Below are 17,206 nucleotides of genomic sequence, written 5' to 3' on the forward strand. Positions count from 1 at the left end.
CCTTGACCTCAGGACGCTGAGCCGGGGTCGCGGCCCCAGGGGTCGTAGTCGACCTCCAGGGGCTCCTGCGGTGGCCGCTCCCCCTCCGGGACGTGTTGCAGGTTGACGCGGATGCGGTACCACACGCTGCTGCGCCCCCGCATGCCGTCGACCAGCACGTCGGCGGGCTCCAGCCGGGCCGCGACCTCCGGGTGGCGGGCCTTCCACCGGTCGAGGCCCGCCATCGCCTCGTCCTTGTGCTCGGCCCTGGCGATCTCGATCACCGGCATCGTCTGCTGCCTGCGCCCGCTGCCCTTCGGGGGCTTGGGGGCCGGGCCGAGCTCCTCGGCGAGCTCCAGGAGGCCGTCGAGGGAGCCCGGGTGCAGGTCCATGTCCTGCCACGGGTCGCCGCGCTCGGCCAGCCGCGCGGGCACCGTGTCGATGGTGAACGCCTCAGGGCGGCAGCCCGGCACTTCGTCCCAGGTCAGCGGGGTGGAGACGCGGGCGTCGGGGACCGCGCGCACCGAGTAGGCGGAGGCCACCGTGCGGTCGTAGGCGTTCTGGTTGAAGTCGACGAACACGCCGTGCCGCTCCTCCTTCCACCACCTGCTGGTCGCGAGGTCGGGGGCGCGCCGCTCCACCTCGCGCGCCACCGTCTCGGCCGCCTTGCGCACCTTCGCGAACGGCCAGCGCCGCTCGATGCGGGCATAGACGTGGAACCCGCGCGAGCCGGACGTCTTCGGCCAGGCGACCAGCCCGTGATCGGCCAGCACCTCCCTGGCCACCTGAGCCGTGCGCAGCACGTCGGCCCACTCCACGCCGGGCACCGGGTCGAGGTCGATGCGCAGCTCGTCGGGCCTGGACAGGTCGTCGGAGCGCACCGGGTGCGGGTTGAGGTCGACGCAGCCGAGGTTGACCACCCATACGAGCTGCGCCAAATCAGTGCAGACCACCTCTTCGGCGCTGAGCCCGGACCGGTACTTCAGCTCGGCCACCTCGATCCAGTCGGGCCGCTTGGCGGGGGCCCGCTTCTGGAAGAACGCCTCCTGCTCGATGCCGTGCACGAACCGCTTGAGCACCATCGGCCGCCCGTGCACGCCGCGCAGCGCCGCCTCGCCCACGGCCTGGTAGAACCGGACCAGGTCGAGCTTGGTGTGCCCGGACTCCGGGAAGACGACCTTGTCGGGGCTGGTGATCCGGACCTCGCGCCCGGCGACCTCGATGTCAGGCATGAAGGTCACACTACGCGGGCCGACCGACAACCCCCGGGACCCGCCGACCAGGGGTCCGGGAAGGAGGCGTGGCGCCTGGTCATCGGCCGGTCAAGGGGCCGCGGTCAGTGGTCGGTGAAGGGGCCGCGGTCAGTGATCCGTGAAGGGGCGTGGTCAGTGGTCCGTGAAGGAGCCGTGGCGGCCCGCGCCCGCCGCGAAGCGGGCCGCGCCGTCCGACGCGTCGGGCAGTGACACGAGGCCGTGCCGCAGCTCGTTCCGCATCGCCTCCCCCTCCTCCAGCCCGTCCTGCTCCAGCACCGACATCCGGTCGCCGCGCAGGCACGCCTGCGGAAACCCCGCCAGCTCCCTGGCCAGCGACTCCGCGTGCCGCCTGGCGGTGCCGCTGGGGACGATCCGGTTGGCCAGCCCCCACTGGTACGCCTCCGGCGCCTCGACGGGCCGTCCCGTGAGGATCATGTCCATGGCCCGGGAGGCGCCGATGAGCCGCGGCAGCCGTACGGTGCCGCCGTCGATGAGCGGCACCCCCCACCGCCGGCAGAACACCCCGAACACCGCGTCCTGCTCGGCCACCCGCAGGTCGCACCAGAGCGCCAGCTCCAGCCCGCCGGCCACGGCGTGCCCGGACACGGCGGCGATGACCGGCTTGGTCAGCCGCAGCCGGGTGGGCCCCATCGGCCCGTCGCCCTCCTCGCCGACGTGGTTGTCGAGCGCCTTGAGGTCGGCCCCGGCGCAGAACGTGCCGCCCTCGCCCCACAGCACGGCCACGGCGGCGTCGGAGCCGTCGAAGTCACGGAACGCCTCCGTCAGCGCGTCGGCGGTCTTGCGATCGACGGCGTTGCGCGCCTCGGGCCTGCTGATCACCACGGTGGCGACCGGGCCCTGACGCTCCACGCGTACGGTCATGCGACCCTCCTCGGGGAACATGCTGGGTGTCCTCGGGGACGTGCAGAGCGTACGTCGATGCGGGGACGCGGGCCAGGCGCGCGCCCCGGGTTCTGTCGGACGGCGCTGCTAGAGATGGGCGTGATCATCCGGCACGACGACGGGACGAGGACGGCCGATGGACGCTTGGGGCGGGCTCCGCGAGGCGGACGAGCGGGAGTTCGCGCGGCTCGACGCGGCCTTCGCGGCCGGTGCGCCGCTGAGCGGCGAGTGCGATGCGGTGTTCGGGATGTGGGCGCAGGTCAGGCTGTGCGAGGCCCCGGCCGACGAACGGCGGCAGGCGGTGCTCGGCCAGGCGATCGAGAGCGTGCCGGAGTGGCCGAGGAGCGCGGTCGCCGGCCTGTGGCGGCTGGCTTTCGGCACCGCCGACGCGTCCGACCCGCGCCTCTACCGGCTGCCGCTGGCGGCCACCGCCGCGCTGCCCTATCCGGAGCGGCGGCGCGTGCTGGAACGCGATCACGTCTGGTTGCGCCGGTACCGGGGGCCGGTGTGGGATCTCATCGGCGACGAAGTGCTGGCGCTGCTGGCCGAGCCGGAGGCGGTCGACCCGGCCGAGGCGGCCCGCAACGTGCTGTGGGACGACGACCCGTTCACGACCCGGCTGCTCGGCGCGTTCGCGGCGCGGCTCGGCCGCCCGGAGGTGCTGCCGCTGCTGCGGCACTGGGCCACCGCCCGCGACTCCAGACCGGGCCCGCGGTGGATGTGGGACGCCAGGGAGCTGCTGACCGCGCAGGCGGTGGAGATGATCCCCGGCGTGCTGCGCGAGCTGGCCGCCCACCGCGAGACGCGGGTCCGGTCCCCGTACGCGGGCACCGAGACCGTCTTCCTGCGGGAGCCCACCGCCACGGCGTTACGCGGCGTGGTGTGGACGTGCGAGCTGATCGACCGGCCGTGGGTGACGCCGCTGCTCGGCGACGTGGCCGTGACGACGGGCACGGGCATCGGCGGCTCGGGCGCGAACGCGCGCAGCGAGCTGCTGGCCAACGCCGCCATCGGGGTGCTGGCCAGGCGCGGTGGCCTCGACGTGGTGGCGCAGCTCGCCCGCGTGCAGGCGAAGGTGCGCAAGAAGACGATCCTGGCCGCGGTGGAGCGCACGCTGAACGAGGTGGCCGAGCGGGCCGGGCTCTCCCCCGAGCAACTGCTGGACCGCACGGTGCCCACGTTCGGGCTCGGCCCCGACGGCACCCGTAGCGAGCAGGGGCTGTGCCTCTCGCTCGACGGCCGGATCACCTACGAGGGCCGCAAGACCATCCCCAAGACGGCGGACCGGGAGCTGCTGGCCGAGCTCAGGTCCACGGCCAAGGAGCTGAGGAAGGCCGTGCCGGCCGAGAGGTTCAGGGTCGAGCGGGCGCTGGCCACCGAGCGGATCTGGCGGTGGCGGGACGTCTGCGAGCACTTCCTCGACCATCCGGTGACCGGCTCCATCGCCCGCAATCTCATCTGGGAGATCCTCCAGGGCCCCGCCGGGCTGCCCGTCCGCAGCGAGGGCGGCTGGGAGCTGACCGACCCGGAGGGGCGGCGCATCCAGCCGTTCCCCGACACGCCCGTCCTGCTGTGGCATCCCATCGCGCACACCGTGCAGGAGGTGCGCGGCTGGCGCGACCACCTCATCGCGAACGACCTGCGCCAGCCGTTCAAGCAGGCCTTCCGCGAGGTCTACCTGCTCACCCCGGCCGAGGAGCGCACCCGCGACCACTCACGCCGCTTCGCCCGCCACCTGCTGCCCTACGGCCAGGCCAAGGCGCTGCTGACCGAGCGCGGCTGGCGCGACCTGTCGCTCGGCCACTGGGGCTGGGTCTACGGCTCGGGCCAGGCGACGGCCACCAAGGAGCTGCCCGGCGGCCTGACCGCGCACTGGGACTTCCACCTCGACGAGCACTCCTTCGACCGCGACGCCGGCGGCACCGCCTCGATCTGCGTCACCGGCGACCTGCGCTTCACGGCCGAGGAGCGCACGGTGCCGCTGGCCGAGGTGCCGCCGCTGACGTTCTCGGAGGTGATGCGCGACGCCGACCTGGCCGTCGGCGTCACCTCCACGGGGCTCGACCCCGACGGGCACGGCGAGTACTGGGAGTCGTACGGCTTCGGCGAGCTGAGCGAGTCGGCCGAGATGCGCCGCGACGCGCTGGCCCGGCTGCTGCCCCGCCTGTCCATCGCCGCCCGCTGCACGCTGACCGGCCGGTTCCTGCACGTCAAGGGCGACCTGCGGACGTACAAGATCCACCTGGGCTCCGGCAACATCCTCATGGAGCCCAACGACGCCTACCTGTGCATCGTCCCGTCCGGCGACGGCGACCAGGTGTTCCTGCCGTTCGAGGAGGACGGCGGCATGCTGTCGATCATCCTGTCGAAGGCGTTCCTGCTGGCCGCCGACACCGCGATCACGGACGCGTCGATCACCCGGCAGCTTCGCTGAAGGCTCCGGCGAGCAGTTCGTCGAACGGGTCGGTGGCGGGGCGGTCGAGGCCGCGGAGGGGGCCCTGGTCCGCCAGGTGGGCTTCGGCGTACAGGCGGGCCACCAAAGACTTGCGGGTGTCGTCGAGACCCCACGTGGCCTGGTCCTCCAGGAGGGCGGCGGCGTAGACGTCGGCCATGAACTGGGCGAGCGGGTAGAGGCGGGCCTCGGCCGTCGCGGGGTCGAGGGCCGACCAGGCCTCGATGGCCTTGGTGAGGTCGTCGATGCGGGTCTGCACGAGGTCGGAGGTGGCCAGGGCGCGGACGTGGTCGAGGAAGGGCAGGTGGGCGCGTTCCTTGAGCATGGCGCGGCGGACGTCGAGGCAGAGGATGTTGTCGCCGCCCTCCCAGATGGGGTTGACCTGGGCGTCGCGCAGGAGGCGGGCGACGGGCCACTGCTCGATGTAGCCGTTGCCGCCGTGCACCTCGACGGCGTCGGTGGCGGCGGTGACGCCGAGGCGGGCGGTGCGCAGCTTGATGAGGGCGGGGGCCAGGCGGAGGCGAGGGCCGACGTGCCCGTCGAAGACCATGGCCTGCGCGGCCTCGACCTCGACGATCAGCTCGCTGAGCTTGCGGCGCATGAGCGGCTGCTCGATGAGTGGCCGGCCGAACGCCTCGCGGGCACGGGCGTAGCAGAGCGCCTCGACGAGCGAGCGCCGGGCGATGCCGGCGCCCATCATGGCGACGCCGAGCCGGGAGGCGTTGGTGAGCTTCATCATGGTGCCGAGCCCGGAGCCCGAGCCCTCGCCGGCCAGCAGGAACGCCTCGGCGCCGGCCAGCTCGACCTCGGCGGAGGCGACGGACCTGGTGCCGAGCTTGTCCTTGAGCCGGCGGATGCGGATGCCGTTGCGGCTGCCGTCGCGCCGCTCCCACAGCACGAGGAACGGCGCCACGGCCCCGCCGGGCAGCCGGGCCAGCACGACGAAGGCGGAGCCGTTCGCGTTGGAGGCGAACCATTTGAAGCCGGTCAGCAGCCACGCGTCGCCGGCGGGCACGGCCTCGGTCTCCAGCGCGGCGAGGTCGGAGCCGCCCGTGCGTTCGGTGAACATCTGAGCGGCTTCGCCGGAGTAGAAGCCGTTGGCGAAGATCTCCCGTACGCGGTCGCGGACGTCCGGTGGCGCGTGCTTCTCGGCGAGGGAGACCACCATGTCCCCGCCGGTGCCGAGTGCGCAGCCCATCCCGATGTCGGCCTGGTCGAGCAGGTACGTCCACGCGGCGCCCAGGGCGGCCGGGTCGGCCCCGTTCGCGCGGGCCTGTTCGGCGAAGGCCGGGGAGGTGAAGTTGTCGGCCATCAGCGCCTGGCGGGCGGTGTGGAAGGAGGGCGGCATGACGACCTGGCTGACGTCCCTGCCCCACTTGTCGTACTTCTCCAGCCGTGGCGGGTTGCGGTCGGTCTCCTCGGCGCATGCGGCGACGAGGCCGCCCATGAGCGCGCCGAGCCGGTCGAGGTGCGGCTCGGCCCAGGCGTAGCCGTCGCCGAGGTGCCGCCGCATGAGGAGGCGGAGCGTGGGGTCGCAGCGCCACCAGTTGCGCCCGGTGGCGCCTTGGTACTGCTCGGTGGCGTAGCGGTCGCTGCGGTCGAACGGTTCGATGAGGTACCGGCCCATACCGGCGAGTGTTACATATACTCAACACGCGATGGAAGAGCGTAACAGCAAGACGTTGAGCGCCCGGTCGGCCGTGCTGAGCGCGCTGCTGGGCAGCCATCCGCCCCGGCTGCCCGCCCGCCACCTGGTGCGCATCGGCGCGTTGTTCGGCATCGCGGAGGGCACGGTCAGGGTGGCGCTGTCGCGCATGGTGGCAGCCGGCGACCTGTCGCAGGCGGGCGGGCACTACACGCTGTCGCAGCGGCTGGTCGAGCGCCAGGCCAGGCAGGACGAGAGCCGCGACCCGCACACCCGCCCGTGGGACGGCACGTGGGAGGTGGCGGTGGTGACCGCCGAGCGGCGCGCGCCCGCGGACCGGGCCGCGCTGCGGCACGCGATGACCGCGCTGCGCCTGGCCGAGCTGCGCGAGGGCACCTGGCTGCGCCCGGCGAACCTGGTGCGGGCCTGGCCGGAGATCGTCACCGCGCAGTGCACGCTGATCGACGGCCGCCCGCACGCCGACCCCACTCCCCTGCTGTGGGACCTGGACGGCTGGGCGGCCGAGGCCCGCCGCCTCGAACGCGCTCTCGACGGCGCTCTTGACCGGGCGGACGGGCTGGCCGAGGGCTTCCTCGTCTCGGCGGCCGTGCTGCGCCACCTGCTGGCCGACCCGCTGCTGCCCGCCGAGCTGCTGCCGGACGACTGGCCGGGCGCCGAGCTGCGGGCCCGCTACGACGCCTTCGACCGCCGCTACCGCGAGGTGCTGCAGGAGCACCTCAAAGGCTGACGCCGAAGACGGTCCGCTTGTTCCTGAACTCGCTGACGCTCCACAGCTTGCCGGCCTGCACGGTCAGGTCCTCGGGGCCGATCGGGAACGGCCGGGTCTGCAGTTCCTGCCCCGAGTACACCAGCAGCTTGCCGTTGGCGGTGGAGCCGGCCGCCTGGCTCAGGTACCACTTGCCCCGGTACGACATCGCGCCCTGGATCTTCGGGTGCCCCATGACGAACGCCTCGGCGGGCTCCCCGCCCTCCAGGTCGAGCGGCCAGCGCCCCACCCAGCCGTCGGGGGTGTGCTCCTGGTACTGGCCGGTGATGAGCATCGGCGTGTCGCCGCTGCGGTCGATCGAGACGAACGAGAACAGCGGCCCGGTCCGGGCCACCTTCCAGAAGTCGGTCTGCGGGGTGATGTAGCGGTAGCCGAAGGCGTGCAGCTTGCCGCCGTTGCGGCCGACACGGTGGCCGTCGCCGAGGTCGTTCTGGACGGTGCGCAGGTCGAGCACGTTGTTGAGGTCGAAGACGCGCAGGCCGCGCTTGGTGTCGGCGACGTAGAGCAGGTCGCCGTAGCAGGCGATGCCGCCGGCGTGGATGTTGATCGGCCCGTACGACCCGTCGGGCTTGGCCTGCACCAGCAGCGCGTGCTGGTACTTCAGCGACCTGGGGCTGAGGAAGGAGACGCGGATGCCGCGCTCGCCCGCCTCGGGCTTGAAGTACCAGCTCACCATAAACGCGGGGATGCCGATGGTGCCGGAGTCGTCGCTGCCGGTCAGCCCTTGGGGGTACCAGTCGGCGGTGTCCTGGTCCTTGTCGTCGAAGGCGTACCACTCGGTGGGCCTGGGCCGCATGGAGCCCATCGCCGCGGCGGCGCCCTTCTTCTGCCCGGTCCTGTTGGCCTGCGCCAGCACCGCCTCGACGGAGGTGCTGCCGATCTCGCTCGCCAGCTTGGCCGCGCCCTCGGCCAGGTCGCCCGTCTCCCGGCTGAGGGCGTACGCCGCCTTGTCGGTAGGAACCATCCCCGTACCCGCCATATCCCCGCCTCTGCTTTTCCGTCTCTTGACCAGTTTGACGGAGAGGAGATGCGCAATGTTGGCGATCACTTCCACAAGTGCACGGGTGTCCCGGAAAGCGCCAGTTCGCGGTAGCGCCGGACGAGCGCGCGCCGGTCGCCGCCGAGGCGGGCCAGGGTCTCGCGCTGCCAGAGCGCGCCGGTGCGGCGCAGCCGGGCCCGCTGGGCGATGACGTCGAGCGCGCGGTCGGCGTCGTTCGGCGCCACCCCTGCCTGGAGCAGCCCCTTCCTGGCTTCGGGCAGCAGGTAGAGCACCAGCTCGGCGGCGTCGTGCTCGCCGTCCATGCCGGGCCAGGAGAGCTTGGCGTCCAGGCCGTGCATGGCCGCGTGGTAGAAGTTCTGGTACGCCGTCGCGAAGCGGTAGCCGGTCAGGTCCCGCTCGGCCTGCGCCAGCGTCAGCCCGAGCAGGAAGGCCGTGTTGGCGGCCATGTCGGCGCAGGAGGGCCCGGCGGGCAGTGCGCGCAGCTCGATGCGCAGGTGGCCGCCGTCGACCGGGTCGTAGACGGGGCGGTTCCACTGCCAGATCGTGCCCTGGTGCAGCCGCAGCTCCGGCACCTCGTGCCGCTCGGCGTCCTCGGTGAGGTCGGGCACGATCGGGTCGTAGTCCTGCACGTACCGCTCGAACAGCTCGTGCGCGCCCTCGTGCACCCAGTCGGAGCCGAACGTGACGCGCCCGTCCCTGCGCTCGGGCCGCTGCACGTCACGGTCGTCGGCGGCCTCCTCCATGAGCGCGATGCGGGTCTCCTCCCACAGCTCGCGCCCGAGGAAGAACGGCGAGTTGCCGCACACCGCGAGCACCGGCCCGATGGCGAGCTGGGCGGCGTTGAACAGCCGGGCGAAGCGCTCGGGCGGGGTGCGGATGTGCACCTGCCAGGAGGTGTTGGCGCTCTCCAGGATGACGTCCTCGACCGACAGCTCCAGATCGTCGATCTTGACGAGAAACGGCTCCAGCCGCAGCCTCCTGAGGCCCCTGCTCATGGCCCGGTACCGGTTCTGGTCGCTCATCGCGCCGAGTGTGAAGTCCTCGGTGTCGAGCGTGGGCAGGATGCCGATCGGCAACGCTCCCCCGCCCTCCACCGCCCCGTCCACCTTGGTGATCATCTCCTGCACCTCGGCGCTCAGCGCCTCGAAGGGCCGGCCCGCGAGGGGCAGCGGGGTGAGGTTCGCCTCGATGTTGTAGCGGCCCAGCTCCAGCACCACGCGGTCGTCGTCGAGGGCGTCCCGTACGCGGTCGTTGCGCGGCAGGGGGCGGCCCTCTTCGTCGATCAGGAACAGCTCCAGCTCGGCCCCGATCGTGACCGGGCCCTGCCCGAAGCCGGGGGTGTCGAGCAGCTCGCGGAGCACTCCGAGCTGCTCCCGGATGCGCTCCCCGAAGCGGGTGTACTCCGCTTCGGTAAATCGCTCCTTATCCAGATCTCTTCCCATCACCCCAATCTGTCCCAAAAGTAAGCCTTGACACCTTCACCAGCGAACCGGTCCCGCATCCTCCAGGAACGCTCCAGAAGGGCCGCTCTCGTCCAGCGTCGCCAGCCGCACGGCGATGGCGGCGCCCTGCTCGGCCGTGCGGAACCCCTGGTGCTGGTTGAGGTCGGTGGCGCAGTAGCCGGGGTTGGCGGCGTTCACCTTGATCGGGGTGTCCTTCAGCTCCTTGGCGTAGGAGACGGTGACCATGTTGAGCGCGGACTTGGAGGAGTTGTAGGCCAGGAGGTTGACGTCGGCGAACGGGCTGTCCGGGTCCGCCGCCATGGCCAGCGAGCCGAGCTCGCTCGACATGTTCACGATCCGCCCGGCCGGCGAGCGGCGCAGCAGCGGCAGCATGGCGTTCGTCACGGTCACGACGCCGAACACGTTCGTCTCGTAGACCTCCCGCAGCTGCCCGGCCGTGGCGGCGGTGGGCAGGTGGGCGGCGGTGTCGCCGGCGATGCCGGCGTTGTTGACGAGGATGTCGAGCCGGCCGTACTCGCCGTCGATCCACTTCGCGGCGGCGGCCACGCTCTCCTCGTCGGTCACGTCGAGCCGCACGTACGGCTGCCCGAGCCGCTCGGCGGCGGCCCGCCCGCGCTCCTCGTCGCGCGCCCCCACGATCGTGGTGACGCCCTGCCCGGCCAGCAGCCGGGCGATCTCGTAGCCGATGCCCTTGTTGGCGCCCGTGATGAGTGCGATGTTCGTCATGCCTCCACGTTCGCGCTGGTCAGCGGGGCGGCGGGAGAGACCTGGAGAGGCTGGGATCAGCGGTACCACCCACGGGGGCACGTCCAGGGCCCAGGATGGACGCATGAACCGCGACGAACTCGCCGAATTCCTCCGGGTCAGGCGCGCCCGGGTCACCCCCGCCGACGTGGGCCTGCCCGCCGGGGGCACCCGCCGCACGCCGGGCCTGCGCCGGCAGGAGGTCGCGCAGCTCGCGGGCATGTCGATCGACTACTACATCCGGCTGGAGCAGGGCCGCGGCCCGCACCCGTCCAGGCAGGTGCTGAACGCGGTGGCCAGGGCCCTCATGCTCGGCCAGGACGAGCGCGCCCACCTGTTCCACCTGGCCGGCCAGCCCATGGACCCGCCGCGGATCAGGGAGGACGTGCCGCAGAGCATGCTGCACCTGATCGCGTTCCTGGACGAGGTGCCCGCCTACGTGCTCGACGCCCGCTACGACCTGCGGGCCTGGAACCCCATGGCGACCACCATCATGGGCAACCTCGACTGCCTGGCGCCCGACCAGCGCAACGTCCTGCGCTGGATCTTCATGTCGCCCGACATCAGCCTGCACTTCGACGACGAGGAGAAGGGCGCCTTCGCCCGCGCCTCGGTCGCCGACCTGCGTGCCGCCGCCGGCCGCTACCCCGGCGACCGGCGGATCCAGGCGCTGGTGGCCGAACTGCTCGCGCTCAGCCCCGAGTTCGCCGAGCTGTGGGGCAGGCACGAGGTCCAGGTACGCAGGGAGCAGCGCAAGCGCATCCACCATCCGGTGGTGGGCACGATCGACACGATCTGCCAGGTCATGCCGGTGCCCGACCGCGACGACCTGCGCCTGGTGCTCTACACCACAGAGCCCGGCTCGCCGTCGCACCGGGCCTTGCGCGAGCTGCGGCAGCACACCCTAAGCTCATGAGATGCGAGCGGTTGCCTTTGACATCTTCGGTGGGGAGCTCGACGTGCGCGAGCTGCCCGATCCTTCCCCTGCCCCGCACGGTGCGGTGATCCGAGTCGAGGCGACCGGGTTGTGCCGCTCCGACTGGCACGGCTGGCAGGGCCACGACCCCGACATCAGGGTGCTGCCTCACGTGCCGGGGCACGAGCTGGCGGGCGTGGTCGAGGCGGTGGGCTCCGACGTGCGCGGCTGGCTGCCGGGGGCGAGGGTGACCGTGCCGTTCATCTGCGCGTGCGGCTCGTGTGCCGCCTGCGCCACGGGCGAGCAGCAGGTCTGCGAGCGGCAGACGCAGCCGGGCTTCACGCACTGGGGCTCGTTCGCCGAGTACGTCGCCATCGACCACGCCGACGTCAACCTGATCGCCGTGCCCGAGGACATGGCCTACGCCACGGCGGCCGGTCTCGGCTGCCGGTTCGCGACCGCGTTCCGCGCCGTCGTGCAGGTCGGTGAGGTACGCCCGGGCGAATGGGTGGCCGTGCACGGCTGCGGCGGCGTCGGCCTGTCGGCCGTGATGATCGCGACGGCGGCGGGCGCCCGCGTGGTGGCCGTCGACATCAGCGGCGACGCGCTGCACCTGGCGGAGCTGGCCGGGGCCACGCACTTCGTCAACGGCTCCGATGGTGACGCGGCGGCCCAGGTCAGGGAGCTGACCAGGGGCGGCGCGCACGTGTCGATCGACGCGCTGGGCAGCCCCGCCACGTGCGCCGCCTCCGTCGAGAGCCTGCGCCGCAGGGGCCGGCACGTGCAGGTCGGCCTGCTGCCGGGCGGGGCGACGCCGGTGCCGATGGGCCGCGTGATCGCCCACGAGCTGCGGCTGCTGGGCAGCCACGGCATGGCCGCGCACGCCTACCCGCCCATGCTGGAGATGATCAGGGCCGGGATCCTGCATCCCGATCAGCTCGTCACCCGCACGATCGGGCTGGCCGACGCCGGCAAGGCACTGGCCTCGATCGGCTCGGTGCCGGGCGTCACGATGATCACTCCTCGGTGATCGGCGGCTCCGGCCGCACCCTGAACGTCCTCAGCACCAGGGCCAGCATGCCGTGGTGGGCCACGAGCATGACCAGCTCGATCCGGCCCGCCTCGTCGTAGCGGTCGCACAGGGCCGCCCAGGTGGCGTCGGTCAGGTCGCCTGCGTAGTAGAGGTCGTCGGCCACCTGGAGCACGAGCTGGTCCTCGACGGACCACAGGGCGTCCGGCCGGCGCACCAGCTCCACCTCCTGCGGGGTCAGGCCCGCGTCGAGGGCGAGGCGGGCGTGCCTGGCCCACTCGTAGGCGCTGTCGCAGTGGTGGGCGGTGCGCAGGATGGCCAGCTCCCGGTCCCTGGCGGGCAGCGTGCCGTCCTGCAGCGCGCCGTGGAAGTCCCGCCAGCCCCGGTAGAGGGCGGGGTGGCGGGCCAGCGTGGCGAACACGTTGTACGGATGGGCCTTCGTGAACTCGTCCCAGTGTTCGGGCGGAAGGGGCCGCACGCGGGGTTTCATGTCCGCCAGCATCTCCCAATCGGCCGGACGCTTGGTAGGCCGTCATCGGGGTACGGGCATTCCCCGGTAAACAATTGACGACCAAATACAAGTCCTTTTCAGGATTGGGTCAATACGGCAGGATTAAGGAGCCCGCAGACGTTGCAAGCCTGTCGACCGCAAGGACGCATGGTGATTCGAACGTTGCTCGCTGAGGACATGCACCTGGTACGTGGGGCGCTCGTGGCGCTGCTGGCCTATGAAGAGGACATCGAGGTCGTGGCCGAGGTCGAACGCGGCGACCGCATCCTGGCCGCCGCCCGCGCCTGCCGCCCCGACGTCGCCGTGATCGACATCGCGTTACCCGGGCAGGACGGGCTCTCCGCAGCCGGGGAGCTGCACGAGAAATTACCCGAGTGCGGCGTGCTCATCCTCACCGGCGTCGGCACGCCGGGGCTGCTGAAGAAGGCCCTCGACGTCCACGTCCGCGGATTCATGGCCAAGGACGCGCCACCCGGACGGCTCGCCGACGGCATCCGCAGGGTCGCCGAGGGCGAGCGGGTCATCGACTCCGAATTGGCGATCGCGGCCATGCGGCCGGCGGAGGCGCCGCTGACGCCCCGCGAGCTGGACGTGATCGGCGCCGCCGCCGACGGGGCGTCGGTCGGGGAGATCGCGGCCTCGCTCTACCTCGCCGAGGGAACGGTCCGCAACTACCTGTCCAGGACGACGGCCAAGCTCGGGGCGCGCAGCAGGATCGACGCCATCCGCATCGCCAGGGAGTCAGGCTGGATCTGATGCGCGATCTGATGGGGGCAGGTCCAGGCCGGTGTGCTCGGCCAGGAAGGCCAGCACGTCCGCGGCCAGCGCGACCGAGCGGCTGACCGCCCGCGCCCCGTGCCCCACATCCGACTCGTAGCGCAGCAGGACCGGCCGGTCGCCGCCGCTCGCCCACTGCAGCGCCGCGCACATCTTGCGGGCGTGCATCGGGTCGACGCGCGTGTCGGCCGCCGCGACCGTGAACAGCGTCGCCGGGTAGTCGACGCCCTTGCGCACGTGGTGGTAGGGCGAGTAGGCGAGCAGCCAGCCGAGCTGCTCGGGGTCGTCCGGGTCGCCGTACTCGCCGGTCCAGGACGGGCCGAGGCCGCTGAGGTGGTAGCGGGCCATGTCGAGCAGCCCGGCCGAGCACACCGCGGCGGCGAACAGGTCCGGCCGCTGGGTGAGCGCGGCGCCGACGAGCAGGCCGCCGTTCGACTCGCCCCAGATGCCGAGCTGCTCCGGAGTCGTCCAGCCGTCGGCGATCAGCTTCTCCGCCGCCGCCACGAAGTCGTCGAACACGTTCTGCTTGCGCTCCCGCATGCCGTCGCGGTGCCAGCCCTCGCCCTCCTCGCCGCCGCCGCGCAGGTTCGCGATGGCCAGCACGCCGCCCGCCTCCACCCAGGCCAGGGAGTCGGCGGCGTAGCCGGGCATGAGGGGGATGCCGAAGCCGCCGTACCCGCTGAGGATCGCCGGGCGCGGGCCGCCCGCCGAAGGGCGGGCGACGACGATCATGCGGATGACGGTGCCGTCTGCGGAGGCGTACTCGACGTGGTGGCTGCGCACCTCCGGCGGCGTGCCCCGGCCGGGCGCGGCGGACCAGCGCGTGGTGGCGTCCGTACGCGCGTCGTAGCGCCAGATCTCGGCCGGCGTGACCGCGTCGGTGTAGGCGAACCACGCCTCGGGGCCGCCCTCGGGGCGCGAGGTGAGCGAGGCGATCGAGCCGTTGCCGGGCACCGGCACCATGCCGATCCGCTCCCCCGTGCGGGCGTCGTGCACGGCGATCTCGCCGACCGCGTGCCGCGTCCTCGACACCAGCAGCCGGTCCCCGTCCAGCAGCGTGAACGCCCCCAGCACCGCCTCCCCGTCCTCCGGGATCAGCTCCCGCCAGGCCGCGGGCGCCTCCGGATCGGCCACGCAGAGCCTGCGGCGCGGGGCGTCCCGGTCGGTGAGCAGGTACAGGCGGCCGTCGCGGGCCACCGCGCCGGCCGTGCGGGCGTGCGAGCCGTCCTGTACGGGACGCGGCGCCGGGTCTTCACCGGCCAGGTCGGCCAGCCAGAGCCCGTTGCCCGACGCGGTGCCCGCCGAGATCGTCAGCCACCTGCCGTCCGGGCTGATCTGCACGCCGTACGAGATCGCGCCCCTGGTGAACATGGGCACGTCGGCCTCGGCCGAGCCGATCCTGTGCAGGAAGACGCCCTGCTGGAAACGGACGTAGTAGAATGCCTCACCGCCCGGCAGCCAGGCGACCGCCGAGTAGCGGCAGCCGCCGATGGGGCCGTCCACGACCGCGCCCGTGTCCAGGTCCCGCACGTACAGGCACGCCTTCTCGTCGCCGCTGCGCGAGGTCTGGTACGCCAGCCGGCGCCCCTCCAGGTCCGGCTGCCAGTCGTCCAGGGTCGTCAGCCCGGACGGGTCCAGCTCCATCGGGTCCAGCACCACGCGGTCGTCGCAGCAGAGCACCGGGTGCTCCTGGTCGGGCGCCTGGCGCAGGTGGAAGCGCCGGCCGCCGCGCCACACCGGCGGGGTCACCAGGCCCGTCTCCCTGGCCTCGGTCAGCCGCTCCAGGAAGCGCTCGCGGCGGGGCAGGCGGGCGGCGGCGTCCTGCCAGAGCCGGTCCTGGGCCGCGAGCCAGGCGCGGGTGCGGGGGTCGACCGGGTCCTCCAGCCAGCGGTACGGGTCGTCGATCTCGTGGCCGTGGCGGCGGTCGGTGAGGGGAAGGCGTTCGGCAGGCGGGTAGTTGTCTGGAAATTTCATGACACGGGCTCCGGGTGCCAGTGGCCGGCCAGGTCGGCGTACAAGGGGGAGGTCCGGACCAGCTCCTCGTGGGTGCCGAGCGTGATCCGGGTGCCGTCCATGAGGAGGATGCGGCGGGCGCGCAGCGCGGAGGTCAGGCGGTGGGCGATCACGATCAGCGTGCCGCCCCGGCGCGCGAACGCGGCCTCGGCCACGGCCTCCGCTGCGGGATCGAGGTGGCAGGTGGCCTCGTCGAGGATGACGACGGCGGCGGGGGCGAGGTAGGCGCGGGCCAGGGCGATGAGCTGGCGCTGACCGGCCGAGAGCGCGCCGGGCTCGACGGGCGCGTCGTAGCCGCCCAGCTCGTCCACCAGCCGGTCCGCCCCGACGGCCGCGACGGCCCCTGCCAGCGCGGCGTCCGTCAGCGCGGCGTCCGGCAGCGCGGCGTCCGTCGGCCCCGTTTCCGCCGGCCCCGTGTCCGATGGTGTGTGGTACAGCAGGTTCTCCCTGAGCGTGCCCCTGAAGACGTACGCCTCCTGGGGGATCAGCACGCGGACGGCGGGGTCGAGCCGGTCGGCGGGCACCCCGCCGACCAGCACCTCGCCCTTGCCGGGCCGCAGCAGGCCGCTGATCAGGGACGCGAGCGTGGACTTGCCCGCCCCGCTGGGCCCCACGATCGCCAGGTGGTCGCCCTCGGGGACGTCCAGGTCGAGGCCGGCCACGACGGGCGCGGAGTGCGGGCCGTAGGCGAAGGTGACCGCGTCCAGCCGGATCTCCGTGGTGGCGGGGCGGATCAGCGGCGGGGCGGGGGCAGGGGGCGGGGCCATGGCGAGGATGCGTCCGAGCGAGACGGCCAGCCGCACCCCGCTGACGCCGAGCCCCTGCACGAGCCCGCCGAGCGCGGGCGCGAGGGACTGGGTGACGTACGCGAGGGTGCCCACGATCACCCCGGCGCCCACGCCGCGCACCATCAGCCACGGCGTTCCCGCCAGCACGAGCACGACGGGCAGCCAGCCGCCGGCGGCCAGGGCCGCGGTGCGGACGGCGCTCACCCGGGCGAGCCCGCGCGCGGCAGCGGCCTGCGCGCCGACCCGGCGTTCGAGCCGCGCCGCCACGCTGTCCCGCAGGCCGCACGCCTCGATGTCGCGCAGCCCGCCCGCCATCTCGGTCATGGCCTCGGCCAGCCGCTCGTCGGCCACGAGGTACGCGCGCTGCCGCCGGGCCAGCGCGGGCAGCGAGGCCAGGAACAGGCAGAGCCCCGCCAGGAAGGGCGGCATGACCAGCAGCAGCGTCTCGGGCGCCAGCGTCAGCAGCCCCAGCACCACGCTGACCACCGTGAACACGAACCCCCGCACGGTCGTGACCACGGCCGCGAACGCGTCCCTGGCCAGCTCCACCTGGAGCCCGGCCCTGGCCACGGCGGCGCTGTCCCGGCCCGTGCCGGTCCTGAGCGCGCCCTCCACCACCCGCGTCAGGAGGTCGTCCCGGAACGGCTCCGCCACGGCGGCGACGGCCAGCACCACCTGCCGCGCGGCCACCGCTCCCGCCAGCCACGCGACCCCGAGCGCGGCCAGCCAGGCCAGGCCGATCATCGGGGCGGCGGCGGCGAACCCGTCCTCGATGGCGCGGGCGACGGCCTGCCCGATGAGGAACGCGGGCGCCGCCTCGACCACCGACCAGAGCCCGAGCCGGACGAGCTGCCGCGGCTCCCGCCGCAACGCGCGGGCGAGCGGGTGCACGACGCGGCCCCCTGTGTCCTGCGGGTTCATGACGCCGCTCCCAAGTCCTGCGGG

At 73.1% G+C, this 17,206-nt stretch carries 14 protein-coding genes; 5 read left to right on the forward strand and 9 right to left on the reverse strand.

Annotated elements, in window-relative coordinates; translation table 11 throughout:
- Nucleotides 1-8: 8 nt before the first annotated feature.
- Both ligD and HCN51_RS05860 read right to left on the reverse strand, forming a co-directional pair.
- Nucleotides 9-1,211: a non-homologous end-joining DNA ligase gene (ligD, locus tag HCN51_RS05855; protein ID WP_168007598.1), complete on the reverse strand. Its 1,203-nt coding sequence runs from the start codon at nucleotides 1,209-1,211 to the stop codon at nucleotides 9-11.
- Nucleotides 1,212-1,364: 153 nt separating this feature from the next.
- Nucleotides 1,365-2,114, reverse strand: a complete 750-nt coding sequence (locus HCN51_RS05860) for a crotonase/enoyl-CoA hydratase family protein (RefSeq protein ID WP_168007600.1) — start codon at nucleotides 2,112-2,114, stop codon at nucleotides 1,365-1,367.
- A 157-nt stretch (nucleotides 2,115-2,271) separates the two neighbouring features.
- Between HCN51_RS05860 and HCN51_RS05865 the strand changes: the two genes are divergently transcribed.
- Nucleotides 2,272-4,569, forward strand: coding sequence for a DUF4132 domain-containing protein (locus HCN51_RS05865; RefSeq protein ID WP_168007602.1), 2,298 nt, complete (start codon nucleotides 2,272-2,274; stop codon nucleotides 4,567-4,569).
- Here the strand turns inward: HCN51_RS05865 and HCN51_RS05870 are convergent.
- A complete protein-coding gene (locus tag HCN51_RS05870) occupies nucleotides 4,550-6,214 on the reverse strand; it encodes an acyl-CoA dehydrogenase family protein (RefSeq protein WP_168007604.1) in 1,665 nt (554 codons plus the stop codon). The two genes, HCN51_RS05865 and HCN51_RS05870, sit on opposite strands and share 20 nt — an antisense overlap.
- Nucleotides 6,215-6,245: 31 nt before the next feature.
- Between HCN51_RS05870 and HCN51_RS05875 the strand changes: the two genes are divergently transcribed.
- A complete protein-coding gene (locus HCN51_RS05875) occupies nucleotides 6,246-6,980 on the forward strand; it encodes a PaaX family transcriptional regulator C-terminal domain-containing protein (protein ID WP_080036661.1) in 735 nt (244 codons plus the stop codon).
- Here the strand turns inward: HCN51_RS05875 and HCN51_RS05880 are convergent.
- The 3 genes from HCN51_RS05880 to HCN51_RS05890 form a co-directional block, all read right to left on the reverse strand.
- A complete protein-coding gene (locus HCN51_RS05880) occupies nucleotides 6,970-7,983 on the reverse strand; it encodes a hypothetical protein (RefSeq protein WP_168007606.1) in 1,014 nt (337 codons plus the stop codon). The genes HCN51_RS05875 and HCN51_RS05880 overlap by 11 nt on opposite strands.
- A gap of 80 nt (nucleotides 7,984-8,063) precedes the next feature.
- Nucleotides 8,064-9,461 carry a glutamate-cysteine ligase family protein gene (locus tag HCN51_RS05885; RefSeq protein WP_168007608.1) on the reverse strand — a complete coding sequence of 466 codons (1,398 nt, stop codon included), beginning with the start codon at nucleotides 9,459-9,461 and terminating at the stop codon, nucleotides 8,064-8,066.
- Nucleotides 9,462-9,497: 36 nt separating this feature from the next.
- Nucleotides 9,498-10,208, reverse strand: coding sequence for an SDR family oxidoreductase (locus tag HCN51_RS05890; RefSeq protein ID WP_168007610.1), 711 nt, complete (start codon nucleotides 10,206-10,208; stop codon nucleotides 9,498-9,500).
- A gap of 103 nt (nucleotides 10,209-10,311) precedes the next feature.
- On the opposite strand from HCN51_RS05890, the gene HCN51_RS05895 reads away from it, so the two are divergent.
- Both HCN51_RS05895 and HCN51_RS05900 read left to right on the forward strand, forming a co-directional pair.
- The gene (locus HCN51_RS05895; RefSeq protein ID WP_168007612.1) at nucleotides 10,312-11,142 is read left to right on the forward strand and encodes a helix-turn-helix transcriptional regulator; all 831 of its coding nucleotides are present in this window, start codon (nucleotides 10,312-10,314) and stop codon (nucleotides 11,140-11,142) included.
- A gap of 1 nt (nucleotide 11,143) precedes the next feature.
- Nucleotides 11,144-12,172, forward strand: coding sequence for a zinc-dependent alcohol dehydrogenase family protein (locus HCN51_RS05900; RefSeq protein ID WP_168007614.1), 1,029 nt, complete (start codon nucleotides 11,144-11,146; stop codon nucleotides 12,170-12,172).
- Here HCN51_RS05900 and HCN51_RS05905 read toward each other — a convergent pair.
- On the reverse strand, nucleotides 12,159-12,662 hold the full coding sequence (locus HCN51_RS05905; RefSeq protein WP_168007616.1) for a carboxymuconolactone decarboxylase family protein: 504 nt from the start codon (nucleotides 12,660-12,662) through the stop codon (nucleotides 12,159-12,161). The two genes, HCN51_RS05900 and HCN51_RS05905, sit on opposite strands and share 14 nt — an antisense overlap.
- Nucleotides 12,663-12,833: 171 nt before the next feature.
- Here HCN51_RS05905 and HCN51_RS05910 point away from each other — a divergent pair, with 171 nt between their 5' ends.
- Nucleotides 12,834-13,439, forward strand: coding sequence for a response regulator transcription factor (locus tag HCN51_RS05910; protein WP_080046452.1), 606 nt, complete (start codon nucleotides 12,834-12,836; stop codon nucleotides 13,437-13,439).
- On the opposite strand, the gene HCN51_RS05915 is transcribed toward HCN51_RS05910, so the two are convergent.
- Both HCN51_RS05915 and HCN51_RS05920 read right to left on the reverse strand, forming a co-directional pair.
- Complete coding sequence (locus HCN51_RS05915) at nucleotides 13,425-15,434, reverse strand: prolyl oligopeptidase family serine peptidase (RefSeq protein WP_168007618.1); 2,010 nt, start codon at nucleotides 15,432-15,434, stop codon at nucleotides 13,425-13,427. The genes HCN51_RS05910 and HCN51_RS05915 overlap by 15 nt on opposite strands.
- The gene (locus HCN51_RS05920; RefSeq protein ID WP_168007620.1) at nucleotides 15,431-17,182 is read right to left on the reverse strand and encodes an ATP-binding cassette domain-containing protein; all 1,752 of its coding nucleotides are present in this window, start codon (nucleotides 17,180-17,182) and stop codon (nucleotides 15,431-15,433) included. Before HCN51_RS05920 ends, HCN51_RS05915 begins: the two co-directional genes overlap by 4 nt.
- Nucleotides 17,183-17,206: the final 24 nt, after the last annotated feature.

This window comes from Nonomuraea composti, from assembly GCF_012034275.1.
Lineage (GTDB): Bacteria > Actinomycetota > Actinomycetes > Streptosporangiales > Streptosporangiaceae > Nonomuraea > Nonomuraea composti.

Bases quoted from the DNA above. Each gene is read 5' to 3' on its own strand.
- HCN51_RS05915 (WP_168007618.1), bottom strand. From the start codon at position 15,434: ATGAAATTTCCAGACAACTACCCGCCTGCCGAACGCCTTCCCCTCACC.
- HCN51_RS05865 (WP_168007602.1), top strand. From the start codon at position 2,272: ATGGACGCTTGGGGCGGGCTCCGCGAGGCGGACGAGCGGGAGTTCGCG.
- ligD (WP_168007598.1), bottom strand. From the start codon at position 1,211: ATGCCTGACATCGAGGTCGCCGGGCGCGAGGTCCGGATCACCAGCCCC.
- HCN51_RS05860 (WP_168007600.1), bottom strand. From the start codon at position 2,114: ATGACCGTACGCGTGGAGCGTCAGGGCCCGGTCGCCACCGTGGTGATC.
- HCN51_RS05920 (WP_168007620.1), bottom strand. From the start codon at position 17,182: ATGAACCCGCAGGACACAGGGGGCCGCGTCGTGCACCCGCTCGCCCGC.
- HCN51_RS05905 (WP_168007616.1), bottom strand. From the start codon at position 12,662: ATGAAACCCCGCGTGCGGCCCCTTCCGCCCGAACACTGGGACGAGTTC.
- HCN51_RS05900 (WP_168007614.1), top strand. From the start codon at position 11,144: ATGCGAGCGGTTGCCTTTGACATCTTCGGTGGGGAGCTCGACGTGCGC.
- HCN51_RS05880 (WP_168007606.1), bottom strand. From the start codon at position 7,983: ATGGTTCCTACCGACAAGGCGGCGTACGCCCTCAGCCGGGAGACGGGC.
- HCN51_RS05885 (WP_168007608.1), bottom strand. From the start codon at position 9,461: ATGGGAAGAGATCTGGATAAGGAGCGATTTACCGAAGCGGAGTACACC.
- HCN51_RS05890 (WP_168007610.1), bottom strand. From the start codon at position 10,208: ATGACGAACATCGCACTCATCACGGGCGCCAACAAGGGCATCGGCTAC.
- HCN51_RS05870 (WP_168007604.1), bottom strand. From the start codon at position 6,214: ATGGGCCGGTACCTCATCGAACCGTTCGACCGCAGCGACCGCTACGCC.
- HCN51_RS05895 (WP_168007612.1), top strand. From the start codon at position 10,312: ATGAACCGCGACGAACTCGCCGAATTCCTCCGGGTCAGGCGCGCCCGG.
- HCN51_RS05875 (WP_080036661.1), top strand. From the start codon at position 6,246: ATGGAAGAGCGTAACAGCAAGACGTTGAGCGCCCGGTCGGCCGTGCTG.